At 73.8% G+C, this 20,377-nt stretch carries 19 protein-coding genes; 13 read left to right on the top strand and 6 right to left on the bottom strand.

Annotation, left to right across the window (positions count from 1 at the left end; translation table 11 throughout):
- Window positions 1-68: 68 nt before the first annotated feature.
- The 4 genes from AC0680_RS09035 (at window position 69) to AC0680_RS09020 (ending at window position 6,790) form a co-directional block, all read left to right on the top strand.
- Window positions 69-1,217, top strand: coding sequence for a sensor histidine kinase (locus tag AC0680_RS09035; protein WP_478626177.1), 1,149 nt, complete (start codon window positions 69-71; stop codon window positions 1,215-1,217).
- Window positions 1,218-1,407: 190 nt separating this feature from the next.
- Window positions 1,408-2,532, top strand: coding sequence for a phenylalanine--tRNA ligase subunit alpha (gene pheS / locus AC0680_RS09030; RefSeq protein WP_393488141.1), 1,125 nt, complete (start codon window positions 1,408-1,410; stop codon window positions 2,530-2,532).
- Window positions 2,532-5,057: a phenylalanine--tRNA ligase subunit beta gene (gene pheT, locus AC0680_RS09025; protein WP_478626175.1), complete on the top strand. Its 2,526-nt coding sequence runs from the start codon at window positions 2,532-2,534 to the stop codon at window positions 5,055-5,057. The genes pheS and pheT overlap by 1 nt, the downstream gene beginning before the upstream one ends.
- Before the next feature lie 482 nt (window positions 5,058-5,539).
- On the top strand, window positions 5,540-6,790 hold the full coding sequence (locus AC0680_RS09020) for a PP2C family protein-serine/threonine phosphatase (RefSeq protein ID WP_478626173.1): 1,251 nt from the start codon (window positions 5,540-5,542) through the stop codon (window positions 6,788-6,790).
- A gap of 71 nt (window positions 6,791-6,861) precedes the next feature.
- On the opposite strand, the gene AC0680_RS09015 is transcribed toward AC0680_RS09020, so the two are convergent.
- Entirely contained in the window at window positions 6,862-7,806 is a 945-nt protein-coding gene (locus AC0680_RS09015) for an oxidoreductase (protein WP_478626172.1), read from the bottom strand.
- A gap of 81 nt (window positions 7,807-7,887) precedes the next feature.
- Here AC0680_RS09015 and AC0680_RS09010 point away from each other — a divergent pair, with 81 nt between their 5' ends.
- The 3 genes from AC0680_RS09010 (at window position 7,888) to AC0680_RS09000 (ending at window position 10,576) form a co-directional block, all read left to right on the top strand.
- Window positions 7,888-8,565 (top strand): TetR/AcrR family transcriptional regulator, encoded by a 678-nt coding sequence (locus AC0680_RS09010; protein WP_478626171.1) that lies wholly within the window; start codon window positions 7,888-7,890, stop codon window positions 8,563-8,565.
- Between the two features lie 94 nt (window positions 8,566-8,659).
- Window positions 8,660-9,997 carry a transcriptional regulator gene (locus AC0680_RS09005; RefSeq protein WP_478626169.1) on the top strand — a complete coding sequence of 446 codons (1,338 nt, stop codon included), beginning with the start codon at window positions 8,660-8,662 and terminating at the stop codon, window positions 9,995-9,997.
- Window positions 9,998-10,045: 48 nt separating this feature from the next.
- Window positions 10,046-10,576: an NUDIX domain-containing protein gene (locus AC0680_RS09000; protein WP_393488131.1), complete on the top strand. Its 531-nt coding sequence runs from the start codon at window positions 10,046-10,048 to the stop codon at window positions 10,574-10,576.
- Window positions 10,577-10,832: 256 nt separating this feature from the next.
- On the opposite strand, the gene AC0680_RS08995 is transcribed toward AC0680_RS09000, so the two are convergent.
- Window positions 10,833-11,090, bottom strand: a complete 258-nt coding sequence (locus tag AC0680_RS08995; RefSeq protein ID WP_478626167.1) for a hypothetical protein — start codon at window positions 11,088-11,090, stop codon at window positions 10,833-10,835.
- Between the two features lie 343 nt (window positions 11,091-11,433).
- Complete coding sequence (locus AC0680_RS08990; protein ID WP_393488087.1) at window positions 11,434-12,303, bottom strand: 3-hydroxybutyryl-CoA dehydrogenase; 870 nt, start codon at window positions 12,301-12,303, stop codon at window positions 11,434-11,436.
- Between the two features lie 159 nt (window positions 12,304-12,462).
- Here AC0680_RS08990 and AC0680_RS08985 point away from each other — a divergent pair, with 159 nt between their 5' ends.
- Window positions 12,463-13,695 (top strand): glycoside hydrolase family 10-like protein, encoded by a 1,233-nt coding sequence (locus tag AC0680_RS08985; RefSeq protein WP_478626166.1) that lies wholly within the window; start codon window positions 12,463-12,465, stop codon window positions 13,693-13,695.
- Window positions 13,696-13,737: 42 nt separating this feature from the next.
- Here the strand turns inward: AC0680_RS08985 and AC0680_RS08980 are convergent, their stop codons facing one another.
- The gene (locus AC0680_RS08980; protein WP_384428818.1) at window positions 13,738-13,947 is read right to left on the bottom strand and encodes a DUF1918 domain-containing protein; all 210 of its coding nucleotides are present in this window, start codon (window positions 13,945-13,947) and stop codon (window positions 13,738-13,740) included.
- A gap of 566 nt (window positions 13,948-14,513) precedes the next feature.
- A complete protein-coding gene (locus tag AC0680_RS08975) occupies window positions 14,514-15,500 on the bottom strand; it encodes a DMT family transporter (RefSeq protein ID WP_478626163.1) in 987 nt (328 codons plus the stop codon).
- Here AC0680_RS08975 and AC0680_RS08970 point away from each other — a divergent pair.
- The 5 genes from AC0680_RS08970 to AC0680_RS08950 all read left to right on the top strand — a co-directional run bounded on the left by AC0680_RS08970 (window position 15,499) and on the right by AC0680_RS08950 (window position 19,477).
- The gene (locus AC0680_RS08970; protein ID WP_478626161.1) at window positions 15,499-17,007 is read left to right on the top strand and encodes an aminotransferase-like domain-containing protein; all 1,509 of its coding nucleotides are present in this window, start codon (window positions 15,499-15,501) and stop codon (window positions 17,005-17,007) included. The genes AC0680_RS08975 and AC0680_RS08970 overlap by 2 nt on opposite strands.
- A 104-nt stretch (window positions 17,008-17,111) precedes the next feature.
- Entirely contained in the window at window positions 17,112-17,564 is a 453-nt protein-coding gene (locus tag AC0680_RS08965; RefSeq protein ID WP_478626159.1) for a GNAT family N-acetyltransferase, read from the top strand.
- A 43-nt stretch (window positions 17,565-17,607) separates the two neighbouring features.
- Window positions 17,608-18,177: a histidine phosphatase family protein gene (locus tag AC0680_RS08960; protein ID WP_468976695.1), complete on the top strand. Its 570-nt coding sequence runs from the start codon at window positions 17,608-17,610 to the stop codon at window positions 18,175-18,177.
- Window positions 18,178-18,344: 167 nt separating this feature from the next.
- Window positions 18,345-19,097, top strand: a complete 753-nt coding sequence (locus tag AC0680_RS08955) for a hypothetical protein (protein ID WP_478626157.1) — start codon at window positions 18,345-18,347, stop codon at window positions 19,095-19,097.
- A gap of 5 nt (window positions 19,098-19,102) precedes the next feature.
- Window positions 19,103-19,477, top strand: a complete 375-nt coding sequence (locus AC0680_RS08950) for a DUF4333 domain-containing protein (RefSeq protein WP_478626156.1) — start codon at window positions 19,103-19,105, stop codon at window positions 19,475-19,477.
- A 46-nt stretch (window positions 19,478-19,523) separates the two neighbouring features.
- Here the strand turns inward: AC0680_RS08950 and AC0680_RS08945 are convergent, their stop codons facing one another.
- The gene (locus tag AC0680_RS08945) at window positions 19,524-20,273 is read right to left on the bottom strand and encodes a helix-turn-helix transcriptional regulator (RefSeq protein WP_478626154.1); all 750 of its coding nucleotides are present in this window, start codon (window positions 20,271-20,273) and stop codon (window positions 19,524-19,526) included.
- Window positions 20,274-20,377 lie beyond the last annotated feature (104 nt).

Here is a 20,377-nt window from a genome sequence, read left to right as displayed (position 1 = left end):
ATCGTCCCGGCACATCCGAGGCGAGCTAGTAGTCTTGCGTGCCGGGGGCCCGGGAGGGGGTAACGGGGATGGGTGTGAGGACTTCCGGCATCACAGTCGCCACTGACGGCGGTCCGGCCGGCGGGACCGGGCGCGTACCGTCGCCCGCCACCGGGCCGGAAGCGTACGGTGCGGGACTCGACCCCGACGATCTGCCCGACGGCCTGGTCGTCTCCGACGAGACCGGCCGGGTCGTCTGCTTCAACGCCGCGGCCGCCAGGATCACCGGAATCGCCTCCGAGGACGCGCTGGGCCGCCCCCTCGAACAGGCCCTGCCGCTGCAGGACGTCGAGGGCCGCCGCTGGTGGCGGATCACCGACCCCTATGGCGGGCTCGCCATCCGCCGGGGCCAGCCCGAGCGCAATCTGCTGCTCGGCGGCCGCGAGGTGCTGGTCTCCGCCCGTTACGTCCGCAGCCGGCCCACCGGGCCCGTGCAGCGGTTGGTGATCGCGCTGCGCGGCACCGAGGCCCGCCGGCGTACGGAACTGAGCCACGCCGAGCTGATCGCCACCGTCGCCCATGAACTGCGCTCCCCGCTGACCTCCGTCAAGGGGTTCACCGCCACCCTCCTCCAAAAGTGGGAACGCTTCACCGACGACCAGAAGCGGCTGATGCTGGAGACGGTGGACGCCGACGCCAACCGCGTCACCCGCCTGATCGCCGAACTGCTGGACATCTCCCGGATCGACTCCGGGCGGCTGGAGGTCCGGCGGCAGCGCGTCGACATGATCGCCGCGGTCCGCCGGCACGTCCAGGCGCAGACCACCGCGGGCCAGCGGCCGGACCGCTTCCTGATCCGGATGAGGGGGCCGCTGCCGGATCTGTGGGCGGACCCGGACAAGGTCGACCAGGTGCTCGGCAATCTGCTGGAAAATGCGGTGCGCCACGGCGAGGGAACCGTCACCATCGAGGTCGGACCAGCGACGGACGCGACCAGCACGGAGGGGACGAGCGTCACCGTGAGCGACGAGGGCCCCGGTATTCCGGAGGAGTCGATGAGCCGCGTCTTCACCCGCTTCTGGCGGGGCAGCAAGCGCGGCGGCACGGGCCTGGGCCTGTACATCGTCAAGGGCATCGTCGAGGCGCACGGCGGCACGATCACGGTCGGCCGGGCCCCGGCCGGCGGCGCGCAGTTCCGATTTAGCCTGCCCGTCGCGACGCCGGCCTTCCTGGCTTGAGTGTTCCGCGGCGGGCGCCCCGCAGGGGCGCGGGCCGGTCGCGCTGCCCGTCCCCCTTAGACTTGACCTTTGGCACCTTTGGCGCACAGGCATCGCGGGCACAGCGCGAGCTCGGCATCCGACCTTTGTGATCGAGGAGCCGAGGCGAAGCGAGCCAAGCCAAGCCAGTCCACCGGAAGCACGGGAAGAGATGTCCGCACCCAATAAGTCGTACGACCCTGTCGAGGTCGAAGCCCTGAAACCGGAAGAGATCGCCGCCCGGCTGGACGAGGCGCTGGCCGCCATCGCCGCCGCGGGCGACCTCGACGCGCTCGCCCAGGCGAAGATCGCGCACACCGGTGGCACCTCGCCGCTCGCCCTCGCCAACCGCGAGATCGGCGCCCTGCCCCCCCAGGCCAAGGCGGAGGCCGGCAAGCGCGTCGGCCAGGCCCGCGGCCGGGTGAACCAGGCGCTCAAGGCCCGTCAGGAGGAGCTGGAGGCGGAGCGCGACGCGCGCGTGCTCGTCGAGGAGGCGGTGGATGTCACGCTGCCCTACGACCGCACCCCGGCCGGCGCCCGGCACCCGCTCACCACGTTCATGGAGCGGGTCGCCGACGTCTTCGTCGCGATGGGCTACGAGGTCGCCGAGGGCCCCGAGGTCGAGGCGGAGTGGTTCAACTTCGACGCCCTGAACTTCGTGCCCGACCACCCGGCGCGCCAGATGCAGGACACCTTCTTCGTCCAGGGCAACGGCACCGAGGGCGACGAGAGCGGCGTCGTGCTGCGCACCCACACCTCACCGGTGCAGGCCCGTACGCTCGTCGACCGCGAGCCGCCCGTGTACGTCGTCTGCCCGGGGCGGGTCTACCGCACCGACGAGCTGGACGCCACGCACTCCCCGGTCTTCCACCAGATCGAGCTGCTCGCTGTCGACGAGGGCCTGACCATGGCCGACCTCAAGGGCACGCTCGACCACATGGTCCGGGCGCTGTTCGGCCCCGACATGAAGACCCGGCTGCGGCCGAACTACTTCCCGTTCACCGAGCCGTCCGCCGAGATGGACATGGTCTGCTACGTCTGCCGTGGCGAGTCCGTGGGCAACCCCGACCGCCCGTGCCGCACCTGCTCCAGCGAGGGCTGGATCGAGCTGGGCGGCTGCGGAATGGTCAACCCCAAGGTGCTCGTCGCCTGCGGTGTCGACCCCGAGAAGTACAGCGGCTTCGCCTTCGGGTTCGGCATCGACCGGATGCTGATGTTCCGGCACAACGTGGAAGACATGCGCGACATGTTCGAGGGCGACGTCCGGTTCACCCGGCCGTTCGGGATGGAGATCTGATGCGGGTCCCGCTTTCTTGGCTGCGGGAGTACGTCGACCTGCCGGCGACGGAGTCCGGCCGTGACGTACAGGCCAAGCTCATTGCCGTCGGCCTGGAGGTCGAGACCGTCGAGCGGCTCGGCGAGGGCCTCAAGGGCCCGCTCGTCGTCGGTCAGGTGCTGACCATCGAGGAGCTGGAGGGCTTCAAGAAGCCGATCCGCTTCTGCACGGTCGACGTCGGCGACGCCAACGGCACCGGCGAGCCGCAGGAGATCGTCTGCGGCGCCCGCAACTTCTCGGTGGGCGACAAGGTCGTGGTGGTCCTCCCGGGCGCCGTGCTGCCCGGCGACTTCAAGATCGCCGCGCGCAAGACCTACGGCAAGAAGTCGCACGGCATGATCTGCTCCGGCGACGAGCTGGGCATGGGCGACGACGGCTCGGGCGGCATCATCGTGCTGCCGCCGGAGTACGAGGTGGGCATCGACGCCATCGAGCTGCTGGAGCTCGTCGACGAGGTGCTGGACATCGCCGTCACCCCGGACCGCGGCTACTGCCTGTCGATGCGCGGTGTCGCCCGCGAGGCCGCCACCGCCTACGGACTGCCGCTGCGCGACCCGGCCCTGCTGGACGTGCCGCCGCCGAACTCCGCCGGCTACCCGGTCAAGGTCTCCGACCCCATCGGCTGCGACCGCTTCACGGCCCGCACCGTCACCGGACTGGAGCCCGAGGCGCGTTCCCCGATCTGGCTGCAGCGCCGGCTGCAGAAGGCCGGGATGCGCCCGATCTCGCTCGCCGTCGACATCACCAACTACGTGATGCTGGAGCTCGGCCAGCCGCTGCACGCCTACGACCGCGCCACCGTGGACGGTCCGATCGGCGTCCGGCGCGCCACCCCCGGCGAGCAGCTGACCACCCTGGACGGCACCAAGCGGGTGCTGGACGCCGGGGACCTGGTCATCACCGACAACCGCGGCCCCATCGGCCTCGCGGGTGTCATGGGCGGCGCCAACACGGAGATCGCGGGTCCGGTCATCGACCCGGAGACCGGACAGCCGCGCGGCACCACCGACATCGTGGTGGAGGCCGCGCACTTCGACGCGATCTCCATCGCCCGTACGGCCCGCCGGCACAAGCTGTCCTCGGAGGCGGCCAAGCGCTTCGAGCGCGGCGTGGACCCGGAGGCCGCGTCCGCCGCGGCGCAGCGGACCGTCGACCTGCTGGTGCTGCTCGGCGGCGGCACCGCCGAGGACGGCGTCACCGAGGTCGTCTCGCCCCGCGGGCCGCGCACGATCACCATCCCCGCCGACCACCCGGACAAGGTCGCCGGCGTCGCCTACGGCCGGGAGACCGTCGTCCGCCGCCTCCAGCAGGTCGGCTGCGACGTCTACGGGCAGGACGAGCTGGTCGTGACCGTGCCGTCCTGGCGGCCCGACCTCGGCAACCCCAACGACCTGGCCGAAGAGGTCATCCGGCTGGAGGGCTACGAGAACCTGCCCTCCACGCTCCCGAAGCCGCCGGCCGGTCGCGGGCTGACCGAGCGTCAGCGGCTGCACCGCCGGGTCGGCCGGGCGCTGGCCGGCGCCGGCTACGTCGAGGCGCTGAACTACCCCTTCACCGGCTCGCACGTCCTGGACCAGCTGGGCATCGAGGCGGACGACCCGCGGCGCGCCGCGGTCACCCTCGTCAACCCGCTGTCCGACGAGGAGCCCGACCTCCGTACGACCCTGATCCCGGGGTTGCTCGGTGCGCTGCGCCGCAACTACGGCCGGGGCACGCACGATCTCGCGCTCTTCGAGACCGGGCCGGTCTTCCGGGCGACCGGGGACGAGAAGCCGGCCAGCCGGCTGGTCGTCGACCGCCGGCCGACCGACGACGAGATCGCCTCGCTGGACGCCTCCCTGCCGCAGCAGCCGCGGCGCGCCGCCGTGGTGCTCGCCGGCGGCCGTGAGCAGGCCGGCTGGTGGGGCGAGGCGCGCCCCGGGACCTGGGCGGACGCCATCGAGGCGGGCCGTACGGTCGCGCGGGAGGCGGGCGTCGAGCTGATCGTCCGTCAGGACCAGCACGCGCCGTTCCACCCGGGCCGGTGCGCGGCGCTGCTCGCCCTCGTCGACGGCGAGGAGGTCCTCGTCGGCAACGCCGGTGAGCTGCACCCGCGCGTCATCAAGTCGCTCGCGCTGCCGGAGCGTACGTGCGCGATGGAGATCGACCTGGACCGCCTGGAGCGGGCCGGTGCCGGCCCGCTGCGCGCGCCGAAGATCTCGGCGTTCCCGGTCGCGACCCAGGACGTCGCGCTGGTCGTCGACGGCTCGGTCCCGGCGGCGGACGTCGAGAGCGCGCTGCGCGACGGTGCGGGCGAACTGCTGGAGTCGCTGCGGCTCTTCGACGTCTTCACCGGCGAGCAGCTCGGTGCGGGCAAGAAGTCGCTGGCGTACGCGCTGCGCTTCCGCGCCGCGGACCGCACGCTGACCGCGGAGGAGGCCACGGTCGCCCGCGACGCGGCGGTGGCCGTGGCCGTGGAGCGGACCGGTGCGGTGCTGCGCGGCTGAGCGGACCGCCTGCCTGTGTTGAGGGGCGAGGGCGCGGAGGGCGAGAGCCTTCCGCGCCCTCGCCCCTTCCGCGTGCGGGGGTTCGCTCTGCGGTGGGTGGGCGGTGTGGTGCCTGTGGGGGACCGGGGCGGGGGCGAGGAACCCGACGGACCCCTGCACCATCACCCAATCGAGTGGTTATTTACCTATCGTCGCGGGATGGCCACATAACGTCGCGAGAATCGACGAGGTCGATGAGGCCCGCGTGACCGCTGCAGGCGGGCCGAACCGATCGGCGCAACACCTGCAAGGGGCCACCGGCCAGGGCTTGTCCGATGGGCCAGGGTCGGAAGGGCCGCGGCGTCCGGTGCGGCGCATCGCAAGGCGCCGGAGCGTCTCGATGACGAAGCTCTCGGGACTCTTCGGCAACGCCGCGGGGTGCCCGTGCCAGGCGCCGCGGGCCGGCCATGACCCATCGGACGGGCCCTAGGGGGACCAACGGCATGATCCGAACGTGGACGCGGGGCGCGGCGCGCGCCGGCGCGGCCCGTGTCCGGCGGGCCACGGTCTTCGTCCTGCCGGGCCTGTGGGTGCTCGGCGTGGTGGGCTGGGAGCTCTACCACCCGACCAGCGGTCAGCTGCTGCAACTCCTCGCCGCCGCACCGGCCATCGCCTGCGCGGGCACCGGCCGCCGCCAGTGCGTCCTGCTGGGCGGGGGGTGCGCGCTGCTCGCCCTCGTGCCGTTCGGCGGGGAGGGACCCGGGGCCGGTCCGGGCACCCGCGTGCTGACCTGCGGTGCGATTCTCGCGGTGATCGGCGCCAGCTATCTGACGGCCGGCCGGCGGCTGCGGCTGGTGCGGGAGCTGGAGCGCACCCGCGAGGTCGCCGCGGCCGCGCAGCGGGTGCTGCTGCGGCCGTTGCCGCCGCGGATCGACGGGCTGGCGCTGGCGGCCGATCACCTCTCGGTGAGCGAGGGCGCGGTGGTCGGCGGGGACCTGTACGAGGTCGTGGGGACCCGGCACGGCGTCCGGGCGGTGATCGGCGATGTGCGCGGGCACGGGCTGGCGGCCATGGGCATGGTCGCGGCGATGCTCGGCAGCTTCCGCGAGGTGGTGCACGACGAGGCCGAACTGCCCGGTGTGCTGCGCCGGTTGGAGCTGTCGCACCAGCGGCATCTGCGGGAGCGGGGGCGCGTCGAGCAGCCGGGGGGCGGTGCGGAGACGGCGAGCCCGCTCGCGGAGGAGTTCGTGACGCTGCTGCTGGTGCAGGTCGCGCAGGACGGGACGGTCACGGCGCTGAACTGCGGGCATCCATGGCCGTATCGGATCGACTGCGAGGCCCTCGCGCCGGTCGCCCTGGTCGCCCCGGCCGATCCGATGCCGCCACTGGGGCTGTTTCCGCTGCCGGAGGAGCTGGCCGCGGTGCGGTGCGGTCGGCTGGAGCCCGGTGCGGCGCTCTTCCTGCACACCGACGGGGCGGTGGACGCCCGGGACGCGGCGGGGGAGTTCTTCCCGCTGGCGGAGGCGTTGCGCGGCAGCGTCGAGGCGTCCGAGTCGCCCCGCGGCCCCGTGCCGTCCGGGATGGTGGACGAGGTGCGGGAGGCGCTGCTGCGCCATGCCGGCGGGCGGCTGACGGACGATGTGGCGCTGCTGATGCTCTGCAACGACCGGGTGCGGCCGCCGGCCCGGGCGGCCGGGGCGGGGCGGCGTTCGCTGTCGCTCGGCGGGCGCGGGACCGGCAGGGGCGCCTCCTAGGGGGCCGACGGATCAGGGCCGACCTGCCCTGGCCCCCGCCGGTCCCGGCCGTACGCTCCTCGTGGCCCCGGTCAGTGCCCGTCTTCCGCGGCGGCCTTGGCGGCCTTCTCGCCGCTCGGCGACGGGAAGCCGACGCCGGTCAGCTCCTCGGAGGCCTCCCACAGGCGCTTGGCGCTCTGCGGGTCGCTGGCCGCGGCCGACCTGCTGACCATCGTCGGCCCGCCGCGCATCTCGCCGAACCCGTCGGGGCCCAGATAGGCGGCACCGGGCAGGTCCTGGGTGGCGGCGTACAGCGTCGGCAGCGCGCCGGCCCTGTTGTCCTGGGCGATCACCCTGTTGCCGATCCGCATCAGGGCGCGCCGGACCGCGCTGGCGTCGTGGCTCTGCAGATTGGTGGCGGCGTAGCCGGGGTGCGCGGCGAGGGCGCGCACGGGGGAGCCCGCCGCGGTCAGGCGGCGCTGCAGTTCCAGGGTGAACAGCAGGTTGGCCAGCTTGGACTGGGAGTACGCCCGGTAGGGGGTGTATTCACCGGTCAGGTCCAGGTTCTCGAAGTGGACGCGGGTGCCGGGGGCCTTGTGCGCCATGGACGCCACCGTGACCACGCGGTCGGTGAGGTGCGGCAGCAGCAGGTTGGTCAGCGCGAAGTGGCCGAGGTGGTTGGTGCCGAACTGCATCTCGAAGCCGTCCTTGGTGCGGGACTCCGGGACGGCCATCACTCCGGCGTTGTTGATCAGCAGGTCCAGTCCGCCCCGCCAGGACTCGGCGAACGTGCGCACGGAGGCGAGGTCGGCGAGGTCGAGGCGGCGCACTTCGAGCGTGCCCTTGGTGCCCTTGACGCTGGCGGCGGCCTCCTCGCCGCGCCTGACGTCCCGTACGGCGAGCACGACATGCGCGCCGGCCCGGGCGAGGGCGTCGACGGTGGCGAGGCCGAGCCCGCTGTTGGCGCCGGTGACCACGGCGGTGCGGCCGGTGTGGTCGGGGAGGCGGGTTGCGTTCCAGGTGGGTGTGTGAGCCATGCCCCCAATGTAGGCAGCGTCAACAATGATGTCAATGACAACAATGTAGCCAGTGAATACATCGACGCTAGGATGGCGGTCATGCAGACTCGTCGCTACCACCACGGAGACCTTCGCGCCGCGCTGCTGGACCGCGCCGAGCAGACGCTCCGCGAGAAGGGTCCGGGAGCCCTGTCCCTGCGGGAACTCGCCCGGGACCTCGGCGTCAGCCACGCCGCGCCGAGCCGGCACTTCAAGGACAAGCAGGCGCTGCTGGACGCGCTGGCGCTCACCGGGTTCGAACGCATGGACGCGGCCCTGACCGCGTCCCAGGCGGCGGCCGGCGAGTCGTTCGCCGAGCGGCTCGGCGCGCTCGCCCGCGCCTACGTCGACTTCGCCACCGCCAACGCGGCGCTCCTCGACCTCATGTACACGGTCAAGCACGAGCCGGAGGCGTCCGAGGCGCTGATCGCGGCCGCGCACCGGCTCGCGGCGATGGCCGTGGAACTGGCCGCGGACGGGCAGCGCAGCGGCGACGTACGGGAGGGGCCCGTCGAACGGATCGCGATGCCGCTCTTCACCACCCTGCACGGCTTCGCCGGGCTCGCCACCAGCGGCGTGCTCTCCGCGGACGAGGTCGCCTCCGGTCTCGACGACGTGATCGGTTACATGCTGCGGGGCTGCGCGGCGGACGGACGCGAGGTCACGTGGTCCGAAGGGGCGCCCGGCCTGTACTGCCTGGGACCGCGCCCGCCCCGGGGCACTTCACACCCCGTGTGAAGCGGGGTTCACTACGCTCGACTGGCGGAGTGGTGAAGTCGACAAGGCCATGAGCGGGGAGCCCCACGACGGGCCCGCTCACCGGGAGGCCGTTGTGGAGCCCAATACCCTGCTCGATGCGATTCTCGACGAGGCCGGCATCTCGCACGCCGGACTGGCCGCCCGGATCAACCGCCTGGGGCGGCAGCGCGGGATGGTGCTGAGGTACGAACACACCGCGGTGGCCCGGTGGTTGAAGGGCCAGCGGCCGCGCGGACAGGTTCCGGACCTGATCTGCGAGGTCCTCGGCGAACGGCTGCACCGGCCGGTCGGTCTCGACGACATCGGACTGAGCCGCCCGGGACGCCACAGCGCCCCCGACACCCCGCTGTCCGGCTTCGTCGAGCGGGCGACCGCGCTGTGGCGGTCCGACGAGCAGCAGCGGCCGCATGTGCTCGCCGCCCCCGCGCTCACCGGCACCTCGGCGGTCATCCCCGTATGGGAGTGGGAGAACCCGCCCGAGGACTGCGATGTCTCACGCGACGGGCTGACCCGGGTGGGCCTCGCCGACATCGAGATGCTGCGCGCCGCGCGCACCCACTACGAGCAGATGTACCGCAAGGCGGGCGGTATCGCGACCAGAGCGCGCATCGTGGGATTCCTCAACGCCGAGGCGGCGCCGCTGCTACGGGGCAGCTACAGCGACGCGACGGGGCGTCAGCTCCACCGGGCGACCGGCGGCCTGGTCGCCGTCGCCGGCATCTGCGCCTACGACTCCGACGCCCTCGGGCTGGCCCAGCGCTACTTCCATCAGGCGCTGCGGCTGGCGAAGGCCAGCGGGGACCGCGGCCTCGGCGCGTACGTCATCGCGCTGCTGGTCAACCAGTCCCTCTTCGTACGGGAGTACCGCCAGGCGGTCGCCTTCGCGGAGGCCGCGCTGCGGGCCGCGGGCCCGCAGATCACCCCGGCGCTCTCCGCGGACCTCTACGCGATGCAGGCCAAGTCCTACGCCCGGCTCGGCGACGGCGCCAGCGCACTGGCGTGCATCCGGCGCGCGGAGGCGGCCGCGGAGCGCATCCGGCCCGGGCTGGAGCCGGCCGAGACGGGCTATGTGCAGCCCGGCCTGGTGAACGTACAAGTGGCGGAGGCACTCCTCAGCCTCGGTGACCTGCGGGCCGCCCGGGAGCAGGCGGACGCCGCCGTCGACACCCCCGCACACGACCGCGGCCGGGTCCACCGGCTGGCCATGCTCACCCATATCGAGCTGCGCCAGGGCGATGCGGACCGGGCCGTGGCCAACGCGGCCCAGATGACGGAGCAGGCCCGGGGCATGGAGTCGCAACGGCTGCGGGACCGGCTGCGGGCGGTACGCGAGCATCTGGCGGAGACCGGGAGCTCCGCGACGGACGAGGCGGCCGAACTCATCGACGAGGTGCTGCGCGTTCCGCTCTGACCGGGCACGTGTCACCTTGCCGGTCCAACAGCGGAAGGTGGCAGTTACGTGCGGTGGAACAATCTCAGCGAGAAGCCCGTCTATGCGAACCCGTGGTTCCGGGTCAATCTGGCCGATGTGGCGTTGCCCGACGGCCGTCACCTGGACCACTTCCTGATCCGGATGCGGCCGGTCGCCGTCGCCACGGTGGTCAACGCCGCCCATGAGGTGCTGCTGCTGTGGCGGCACCGGTTCATCACCGACACCTGGGGATGGGAGCTGGCGGCCGGGGTCGTCGAGGACGGCGAGGACGTCGCGGCCGCGGCCGCGCGGGAGATGGAGGAGGAGACCGGGTGGCGCCCCGGCCCGCTCCGGCACCTGCTCACCGTGGAGCCGTCCAACGGCCTCACCGACGCCCGGCATCACATCTACTGGTCCGACGAGGGGGAGTACCTCGGCCTGCCGCAGGACGACTTCGAGTCCGAGCGGCGCGAGTGGGTGCCGTTGAAGCTGGTGCCCGACATGGTGGGCCGGGGGGAGGTGCCGGCCGCCGGTATGGCCGCGGCCCTGCTGATGCTGCACCACATCCACCTGGGCTGAGGGGACCGGGCCGGCCGGGGGGGGGGGGGGGGGGGGGGGGGGGGGGGGGGGGGGGGGGGGGGGGGGGGGGGGGGGGGGGGGGGGGGGCGGGGGGGGAGGGGGGGGGGGAGGGGGGGGGAGGGGGAATGGGGGGGGGCGCGGTCTCGGGGGGGGCTCGGTCCTGTGTGGGTTTGCCCCCCCGCCCACCTGGTGGGGGGGGCCTGGGCGGCCGGGGGGGGGGGGGGGGGGGCGCCCCCCCCCCCCCCCCGCGGCGGGCTCATCGGCCGAGCGCCTGCCACAGGGCGACCACCAGTGCCGCGAGTCCCGTGAGTGCGGCGAGGGACGGCAGTGGCCAGCGGGTGCTCTCCAGCCGCGTGACGCGGGCGGTCAGTTCGTCCGCGTCACGCGCGCTCTGCTCGGAGCGCTGCGCCTGCAGCGCGAGTTGGCCGTCGACCCGGGCGGTGCGTACGTCGAGCAGACGCCTCAGCTCCGCTAAGTCGGCGGGGGTCAGGTCGGGTTCGGGGTGGGCGGTCACGGTCCGCTCCTCATTCCTTCGGTCAGCGACTTCGTCGTGCGTACGCGCCTCAGTCAACTGCGCTGCGCCGAAGGGCGGGAGCGTGTGCGGTGGGCAGATGCGGGTCTGCACTTCACACCCCGTGTGAAGTGACCGCGGGTGACGGCGGGGCGGCATGCGCACGGGGTGTGAACCGCGCACCCCCGCCGGGTCCCCGCACACGCTTCCGTGTCCACGCGCGGGGGAGTTGACTCGAACTCCCCACGGGGAACCGGAGCCGGCGGATGGGCGCCCGCCGGCCCGGAGTCCGCCCGCCGGAACTCCCCCGAGCGGCGGGCGGGCACTCCTCCCGAGCATCCCGTTCTCAGTACGAGTAGAACCCCGACCCCGACTTCCGGCCCAGGCGGCCGGCGTCGACCATGCGCTGGAGCAGCGGGGGAGCGGCGTAGAGGGGTTCCTTGTACTCGTGGTACATGGAGTCGGCGACCGAGACCACGGTGTCCAGGCCGATCAGGTCGGACAGCTTCAGCGGGCCCATGGGGTGGGCGCAGCCCATCTCCATGCCGTTGTCGATGTCCTCGCGGCTGGCGATGCCCGACTCGAACATCCGGATCGCGGAGAGCAGATACGGGATGAGCAGGGCGTTGACGACGAAGCCGGAGCGGTCCTGGGCGCGGATGGCGTGCTTGCCCAGCACGTCCTGCACCAGGGCCTCGGCGCGCTTGATGGTCTCCTCGCCGGTGGTGAGGGCGGGGATGAGCTCCACCAGCTTCTGCACCGGGGCGGGGTTGAAGAAGTGGATGCCGATGACCTGGTCGGGGCGGGAGGTGGCGACCGCCAGCTTCACCAGCGGGATCGACGAGGTGTTGGACGCCAGGATCGCGTCCGGCCGGGTGATCACCTGATCGAGGACCTGGAAGATCTCGGTCTTGACCTGTTCGTTCTCCACGACGGCCTCGATGACGAGATCGCGGTCGGCGAACTCACCGAGGTCGGTGGTGAAGCTGAGCCGGTCGAGTGTCGCGTCGCGCTCCGCGACGGTGATCTTGCCGCGCTCGGCGGCCTTGCCGAGGGAGTTGGTCAAGCGGGTGCGGCCCAGCTCCAGAGCCTCGCCGGTGGTCTCGGCGACCATGACGTCCAGCCCGGCGCGGGCGCACACCTCGGCGATGCCTGCGCCCATCTGGCCGCAACCGACCACTCCGACGCGTGCAATGTCGGCAAATGAGTCCGTCACCTCGTGCCTTTCGCTGTTCTTCAGGACCGGCGGTACGCCGTAAGGGTCCGACGCCCGCCTCGGCCCCGACGTTACTCCGCGCGGTGCTGTGCTACGGCCGCCGGGGCGGGCATTCTGAGCCCTCAGGACAGGATGAAACGGACAAGCTGGGGACTTTTGATGAGACGGATCACACGAAGGGGCTTCGCGGTGGCCGCGCTCGGCGCGGCCTCCTCGCTGCTGGCGCCGGGTGCGGCGGCGGCGCCCTCGGCAGGTGCGCCGCGGCGCGAGATGCGGGGCATGTGGCTGGCGACCGTCGGCAACCTGGACTGGCCCTCCAGCGCGAGACTCTCCCCCGCCGAGCAACAGCGCGAGCTGCGCGCCCACTTCGACTCGGCCGTCAGGCACCGGCTCAACACGGTCTTCTTCCAGGTGCGCGCCACCGCGGACGCGCTGTGGCCCTCCCCGTACGAGCCGTGGGCCCAGTCGCTGACCGGGCAGCAGGGCCGCGACCCCGGGTGGGACCCGCTGGACTTCGCGGTCCGCGAGGCGCACCGCCGCGGGCTCGAACTGCACGCGTGGTGCAACCCGTACCGGATCGCCCACCACACCGATCCGCAGCGGCTGGCGGCCGGCCACCCGGCCCGCCGGAACTCGTGGTGGACGGTCGCGTACGGCGGCAAGCTCTACTACGACCCCGGGCTGCCGGAGGTCCGCGGCTTCGTCCAGGACGCGATGCTGGACGCGGTCGCCCGCTACCCCGTCGACGGACTGCACTTCGACGACTACTTCTATCCGTATCCGGTCGCCGGCGCGCGCTTCGACGACGACGAGGCGTACGACACCTACGGCGGCGACTTCGACAACCGGGCCGACTGGCGGCGGGACAACATCGACCGGCTCGTCCTCGAGACGGCGCAGCGGCTACAGGAGGGGGGAGCGCGGACCGGGCGCCGGGTGCGGTTCGGCGTCAGCCCGTTCGCGGTCTGGCGCAATCAGAGCACCGACCCGCAGGGTTCCCGTACGCGGGCCGGGGTGGAGACCTATGACGACATGTACGCCGACACCCGCCGATGGGTGCGCGAGGGCTGGCTGGACTACATCGTGCCGCAGGTCTACTGGCCGCTCGGGACCACGGGCGCCGACTACGCCGAACTGGTGCCCTGGTGGTCACGGACCGTCGAGGGCACCGGCGTCGACCTCTACATCGGCGAGGCGCTCTACAAGGCCGGCAGCAGCGAGCCGGCGGCCTGGAAGGACCCGGCCGAACTCTCCCGGCACCTCACCTTCGCCCGCGCCCACCCGCAGGTCGGCGGGCATGTCTACTTCTCGGCGAAGGAGGTGGCCAGGGACCGGACGGGGGCGCTGGCGCGGGTCGTACGCGATCACTACGGCAGCCCGACACGGCCGTAGCGACCTTCCGCCACGGCCGTCGCGGAATCCGTATGCGGTGCCTTACCGGCCGGGGTCGATGTCGGAGGTCTTCGCGTGCCGGACGACCGAGTCGGGGCCGGGCGACATGATCGCTTCGTGTCCGTCCTCGGCACGGACACGGTACGGCGGATCGCCGTTCGTCCCCAGTACCTCGATGATCTCGACGACCCGGTCGTGATGTCCCACGGTCCTGCCGTGCACCACCAGCCGGTCGCCCTTGGTCGCGTGCATCAGGGGTCCTCCACGCTTCGGGCGGCCATGCGACCCGTACGGCCGACGACGCGACGGCCGAGCGGTTGAACGGCCAACGATTCCAACGGTTGACGGGCCTGACGCGGCCCGGACGGCGGTACGTGCCATCGCGGCAAGTTTACGTCCGGAGGCGGGGGGCGCACCTTGGAAGGCCGCTCGTAAATTCCCCTCCGCCCACCCCCAAAGGGGGGTGGGCGGGGCAGGAGAGGAGGTGGGGCGGCCGGGAGGGCAGTTGGGCCGGCCAGGAGAGCAGATGGGCGGCGCCCCCCCGGTGGGCCGGCATCGTTCGGTGCTTCCCCGGGGCGGCGTTCGCGTGGTGCCCGCAGGGTTGACGTGCGTTCGGTGCCTCCCCGGGGCGGCGTTCGCGCGGTGCCCGCAGGGGTGACGTTCGCTCGGTGCCCCCCCCGGGGGGCGCTCGCGTCGTGCCTCCCCAGGGGCCGGCGTTCGCGTCGTGTCTCCCCGGGGGTGGCGTTCGTGTCGTGCCTCCCGGTGGGCGGCAACACCTCCGTGCCCTCGCGGCAGCTACCCCTGTGCCCTCGCGGCAGCTACCCCCGTGCTCTCTGGGTGACGGCGATGCAGGCCAGGACCGCCAGTGCGGCCGCGGGTGCGGCCGGCGGCAGCTGCTCGCCGAGCAGCAGGACGGACCACACCAACGTCAGCAGCGGCTGGGCGAGCTGGAGCTGGCTCGCCTTGGCGATGCCGATCGCGGCCATTCCCCGGTACCAGACGACCATCCCGAGGAACTGCGAGCCGATCGCCAGCCACAGCAGCCCGCCGACCGCGTGCGCGGTCAGCCGCAGCGGTTCGGTCGAGAGCGCGACCGCCGTGCCCACCGCCGTCAGCGGGAGCGCCAGCACCAGTGCCCAGCCCATGACCTGCCAGCCCGGCATGTGGCGGGCCAGCCGGCCGCCCTCGGTGTAGCCGGCCGCGCACACCAGCAGCGCCGCGAACAGGAACAGATCGCCGCGACTCGGCGCCCCGCCGCTCTGCTGCACCGTGAAGCCGATGACGACGGCGGCACCGATCAGCGACGCGATCCAGAAGGTGCGGGAGGGCCGGGCGCCGGTCCGTATGACGGAGCCGGCGGCGGTGGCCAGGGGCAGCAGGCCGATCACCACGGCCGCATGAGAGGTGGTGGAGGTCTCCAGGGCGAGTGTGGTCAGCAGCGGGAAGCCGAGGACCACACCGCCCGTGACGACCGCGATCCCCGCCCAGTGGCGGCGCTCGGGAACGCGCACCCTGAACACCGCGAGCGCGCCGCCGGCCAGCGCGGTGGCCAGCACGCTGCGCAGCATCACCACCGTCCAGGGGCCCATGCCCTCCAGGGCCCAGGCGGTCGCGGGGAAGGTGAACGAGAAGGCGGCGACGCCGAGGGCGGCGAGCAGGGCGCCACGGGTGCCCGCGGCGCGGTCGGCGATGGGGGCTGCCGCACCCGCGTCGGTGGACGCGCGGGGCGGGGCACCCTGGCCGGCGGCGGGCGGGACGTCGACCGCTATCGCAGTCGGGGTAGTAGCGCTATCGTGTGCTCTCATGCAAGAGCGTAGCAGTGGGGCTGAGCTGGCCGCGACCCTCCGGAGGGAGCTGGACCGCTACTCCCCAGGTGAGAAGCTGCCGTCGAGTCGGGTACTCGTGGAGCGGCATCGGGTCAGTCCGGTGACCGTCTCCCGGGCGCTGGCCGAACTGGCCGCCGAGGGTCTGGTCGTCACCCGTCCCGGCGCCGGGGCCTTCCGGGCCCGGCCCCGCTCCGAGGCGCCGCGGCCGGTCGACACCTCCTGGCAGGAGATCGCGCTGAGCGCGGAACCGGCCGCCGACCAGGTGCCGCGCAGCGTCGACGCCTCCGGCGTGCTGGCCACGCTCGCCACACCCGCCCCCGGAGTGATCGAACTCAACGGCGGCTACCTCCACCCCGGTCTGCAGCCCGAACGGGCCCTGGCCGCCGCACTGGCCCGGGCCGGTCGCCGGCCGGGCGCCTGGGGGCGGCCGCCGGTCGAGGGCGTGCCGGAGCTGCGCGCCTGGTTCGCGCGGGAGATCGGCGGCCCCGGCGGCGCGCTCGCCGCGAGCGACGTCCTGGTCACCGCGGGCGGCCAGAACGCGCTGACCGCCGCGCTGCGCGCGCTCGCCGCGCCCGGCGCTCCGGTGCTCGTGGAGTCCCCGACCTACCCGGGCATGCTCGCCGTCGCCCGCGCCTCCGGCGTGCGGCCGGTGCCCGTGCCGATGGACGCGGACGGGGTGCGTACGGACCTGCTCGCCGACGCCTTCCGCGCCAGCGGCGCGCGGCTCTTCGTCTGCCAGCCGCTGTTCCAGAACCCGACCGGGACGGTGCTCGCGGGGGAGCGGCGGCGCGAGGTGCTGCGGGTGGCCCGCGCGGCCGGCGCGTTCGTGATCGAGGACGACTTCGCGCGGCTGCTGGGCCACGGCGACGCCCCCGCGCTCCCGCCGACGCTGATGGCGGAGGACCGCGACGGCACGGTCGTGCACATCCGCTCCCTGACCAAGATCACCTCGCCCAACCTCCGGGTGGGCGTCCTCGCCGCCCGCGGCCCGGTCCTCGACCGGCTGCGCGCCGTCCAGGTCGTCGACAACTTCTTCGTCCCGGGGCCACTGCAGGAGGCCGCCCTGGAACTCGTCGGATCCCCCGCCTGGTCCCGCCATCTGCGGCTGGTCGCGGGCGAGTTGACCGCCCGCCGCAACGCGCTGACCGCAGCCCTGCGCACGCGGCTGCCCGCGCTGGTCGAGCACGGACCCGGACCCGGGACGGAGTACGGCAGGGACCGGGGACGGCCCGGCGGCCTGCACATCCCGCCGGGCGGATTCCACCTCTGGCTGCGGCTGCCGGACGGCATTGACGAGGCGGCGCTGACCGGCGCGGCGCTGCGGGCCGGCGTCGCCGTCGCGGCCGGCCGGCCGTACTTCCCCGCCGAGCCGCCGGCCGGACATCTGCGCATCAGCTTCGCGGCCGCGGCCGGCATCGGCGAACTCACGGAGGGCGTCCGCAGGCTGCGCACGGCCTGCGAGGACGTGGGGGTGCCGGCGAGCTGAGGGCGCGGGCGGGCCGCGGCAGCGCGGCGGGCGGGCCGGGCACCGCTCCGCTCACCGCGTCAAGTGGTTCGACGCGGCCCCGGCTCTTCTGCGAACCTCCCGGCATGAACGATCACGCCCTCGACGGCTACGAGCTCAGCTGCGACCCGGCCCGCCTCGACGCCGACCTGGTGCACCACTGGCTGTCCACCGACACCTACTGGGCCCAGGGCCGCCCCCGGGAGCTGCACGACCGCGCCGTCGCGGGCTCGCTCAACTTCGGTCTGTACCAGACCGTCTCCGGCCGCCAGGTCGCCTACGCCCGGGTCGTCACCGACCACGCCACCTTCGCCTGGCTGTGCGACGTCTACGTCTGCCGCGACGACCGCGGCCGGGGCCTGGGCACAACCCTGGTGGAGGCGATAGCCGAGCACCTGGCACCCTGCGGGCTGGGCCGGCTGACGCTCGCCACCAAGGACGCCCACGGCGTGTACGAGAAGGTCGGCTTCCGGCCCCTGGTGGCGCCGGAACAGTGGATGACGCTCGGACTGGTCGACCCCGGTCCTATCGTGATCTGACCAACAGGAGCCTGCGGGGCGGCCCTGCTCTTACCATCGGCGAATGAGCGTTCGACTCAAGCTGCTCGCCGCGGCCCGCAGCTCCTCGCTGCTCGCGACGCGGTTCGACGACGACCGCCCGCTCGACGCCGCCGGATGGCACGCGGCCGAGCGGGCCGCCCCCGTGCTGTGCCGCCTGGCCGCCGCCGAACTGCGCTACTGCTCGCCGTCGGCCCGCTGCCGGGAGACCGGCGAGGCGCTGGGCCTCGGCCCGCTCGCCCAACCGGCGCTCCGGGACTGCGACATGGGGCGCTGGCGCGGCCGCACCCTGGGCGAGGTGACCGCCGCCGAGCCCCGCGCGGTGGAGACCTGGCTCGCCGACCCGGGCTCCGCTCCGCACGGCGGGGAGTCGCTGGTGGCCTTCATCACCCGCGTCGGCGGCTGGCTGGACACCCGGCCGGCCGAGGACGCCGACGGCCTGCTCGCGGTCGCCGAGCCCGGCGTGGTCCGCGCCGCCCTGGTCTACGCGCTCCAGGCGCCGCCGTACTCGTACTGGCGCATCGACGTCCAGCCGCTGTCGGTGACCACCCTGACCCGCCGCTCCGGCGGGTGGGACCTCCAGTTGGAGGCCTGAGCCGCGCGCCACCCGGAAAGCCCATCCCGCCGGCTCGGCCGCTTTGGGCGGGCGCGCCCGTGTGACCTGCGGGAAGAGCGTGCGCAGCGCCGTTGCCCCGGTGCGCGGCCCCGCGGGCGGCGCGCCATCGAGGTGCGCACTCCCCGGCCGGGCGCTTGTCTCGTTCTATGCACATACGCCACATTCCTCTGTATGCGCTGGCGGCCGGTGCGCTGGCGGTGACCCTCCTGCTCTTCGGCGGCGGCGACGGTGGGGGAGCGGACGCCGCCACCGGGGCCGTCACCGATGCGGTGAGCAACGCGGTGAAGGGCGCCGTCAAAAGCGCCACACCCGCCTCGGACACCTCGCACCCGGTGGTCGTCGAGCCCGCCACCGTGGCGCCCGGCGCCGCCTTCACGGTCTACGACGGCGGCAACTGCCGGGGCGAGTCGGCCGAGGCCGGCTTCGGCGGCGCGGACATCCCGGCCGTGCCGCTGTCCCCCCTCGACGGCCGGTTCGGTGGCACCGCGACCATGCCGCAGGGCATCGCGCCCGGTACGTACCCCGTCACCGTCACCTGCGGCGGGGCGGGCAGCGGACCGGGCCCCGCGGCGCACGGCGCATCCGGCGACCAGCAGAGCGGTGCCGACGGCCGGCAGGCCTTCTCCGGCACCGTGACCGTCTCCGACAGCGCCGATGTCTCCGGCGGTGCCGAGGTCTCCGGCGGCGCCGGCGTCTCCAGCGGTACCGGTGTCTCCGGCGGTAGCGATGCGCCCGGCGGTGCCGACGACGTCGTTCCGCAGGGCGGCTCGCACACCGGCCTCGGCGGCGCCGCCGGCAACGGCCCGGTCACCACGGCGCTCGGCGGTGCGCTGCTGCTGGGCGCGGCCGGCTGGGGAGCCCTCGCCCACCGCCGGCGCCCCCGCGGGCCCCGGGGCTGACGGCGGTGCACGCACACCCCCAGCGGCGCGGCGCCACCCTCGGCCTGGTCATCGGCATCGTCACCTGCCTCCTGGCGGCCGGAGCCCTCGCCCTGGCCGCCGCCCGGCTGCGCGACCGCGAAGCCACCAGCGAGGTCGACGGCGGCACCCACACCGTGCTGCGCACCGAGATAGCCAGAAGCGTCAGCGGCCAGCTCACCCTGCCGTTCCGTCACGGGCCCGACGCGGTGCGGTGCTTCGGCGACCTTAGGCCCGTGCCGTCCGCGGCGGTGCGCTGCACCGCGCACTTCCCCCTCGGCCCCGACCGGCAGCTGACCGTCGAGGTCACCCGGGTCCAGCACGACAAGGTCAGCTACCGCCGGCGCGCCGTCCCCCGCTGACGGTCCGGCGCCGCCGGGCGACCGGGCCGGTGCGCGGTCGCGCGGTCTACGGCCCGAGCCGTACCGCCGTGGCTCCCCGCGCCAGCCATGCGTTCGCCGCCTCGACCCGGCTGCTGACCCGCAGTTTCGCGTAGGCGTGCTCCAGGTGTTTGTCGACGGTGCGCGGGCTGATCGCGAGGCGGCGGGCGATCTGCTGGTTGCTCAGCCCGCGGGCGAGCAGGGTCAGGACGGCGGATTCCCGGCGGGTGATCAGGGGCGGGACGGTGCGCGGCGGGGCGAGCCGGTCCATGGCGTGGCTGAGCCGGGTGCGCAACAGGGCGGCGGCCGCCACGTCGTCGTCGGAGAAGTCGCCGCCGCTGCGGCTGATCGCCATGCACACCTTGCGCGGCACCCCCTCGGCGTAGCCGGCCGGGAACGACATCGCGAGCTGCTGCTCGGCGCCGAAGGGCCGGTAGACGTCGGTGTAGACGGCGAGGGCGTGGAACTCGCTGCGGGTCTGCAGCGTGGAGCGGCGCATCGGTGTACCGGGTCCCGTCGTGGTGTGCCGCACCAGCGAGTCGGTCGCCGCCTCACGGGCGAAGGCGTCCCGTACGTCCTGGCTCAGCAGATCGGCGGGGAGGGTCAGCGGCCGGTCGGCGGCGCCGGCGCGGGGCGACCAGATGATGCTGTCGCCGGGGACCGCGGAGAGCATCACCGGAAGCAGCGCCGGGACGAGGGTCTCCTCGTCGACGGCATCGATCAGCAGGTCCACGACGGCGAGAATGCGTCGCAGCCCGGCCTCCGCCGCCGCATTCATACCTCCAGCGTACGAGCGGGTAGGGGGCAGTCAAGGCAGGACCGCGGGGCGGGGAGGCGCCGCGGTCCTGGGGGAAGCCACCCGGCCGGCCGGGGGAAGACCGG

This window comes from Streptomyces sp. NPDC043738, from assembly GCF_056436545.1.
This window is presented reverse-complemented; position numbering and strand designations above follow the sequence as displayed.

Coding starts and splice junctions, on each gene's coding strand:
- AC0680_RS09035 (WP_478626177.1), top strand. CDS start 69: ATGGGTGTGAGGACTTCCGGCATCACAGTCGCCACTGACGGCGGTCCG.
- pheS (WP_393488141.1), top strand. CDS start 1,408: ATGTCCGCACCCAATAAGTCGTACGACCCTGTCGAGGTCGAAGCCCTG.
- pheT (WP_478626175.1), top strand. CDS start 2,532: ATGCGGGTCCCGCTTTCTTGGCTGCGGGAGTACGTCGACCTGCCGGCG.
- AC0680_RS09020 (WP_478626173.1), top strand. CDS start 5,540: ATGATCCGAACGTGGACGCGGGGCGCGGCGCGCGCCGGCGCGGCCCGT.
- AC0680_RS09015 (WP_478626172.1), bottom strand. CDS start 7,806: ATGGCTCACACACCCACCTGGAACGCAACCCGCCTCCCCGACCACACC.
- AC0680_RS09010 (WP_478626171.1), top strand. CDS start 7,888: ATGCAGACTCGTCGCTACCACCACGGAGACCTTCGCGCCGCGCTGCTG.
- AC0680_RS08985 (WP_478626166.1), top strand. CDS start 12,463: ATGAGACGGATCACACGAAGGGGCTTCGCGGTGGCCGCGCTCGGCGCG.
- AC0680_RS08980 (WP_384428818.1), bottom strand. CDS start 13,947: ATGCACGCGACCAAGGGCGACCGGCTGGTGGTGCACGGCAGGACCGTG.
- AC0680_RS08970 (WP_478626161.1), top strand. CDS start 15,499: ATGCAAGAGCGTAGCAGTGGGGCTGAGCTGGCCGCGACCCTCCGGAGG.
- AC0680_RS08975 (WP_478626163.1), bottom strand. CDS start 15,500: ATGAGAGCACACGATAGCGCTACTACCCCGACTGCGATAGCGGTCGAC.
- AC0680_RS08965 (WP_478626159.1), top strand. CDS start 17,112: ATGAACGATCACGCCCTCGACGGCTACGAGCTCAGCTGCGACCCGGCC.
- AC0680_RS08960 (WP_468976695.1), top strand. CDS start 17,608: ATGAGCGTTCGACTCAAGCTGCTCGCCGCGGCCCGCAGCTCCTCGCTG.
- AC0680_RS08955 (WP_478626157.1), top strand. CDS start 18,345: ATGCACATACGCCACATTCCTCTGTATGCGCTGGCGGCCGGTGCGCTG.
- AC0680_RS08945 (WP_478626154.1), bottom strand. CDS start 20,273: ATGAATGCGGCGGCGGAGGCCGGGCTGCGACGCATTCTCGCCGTCGTG.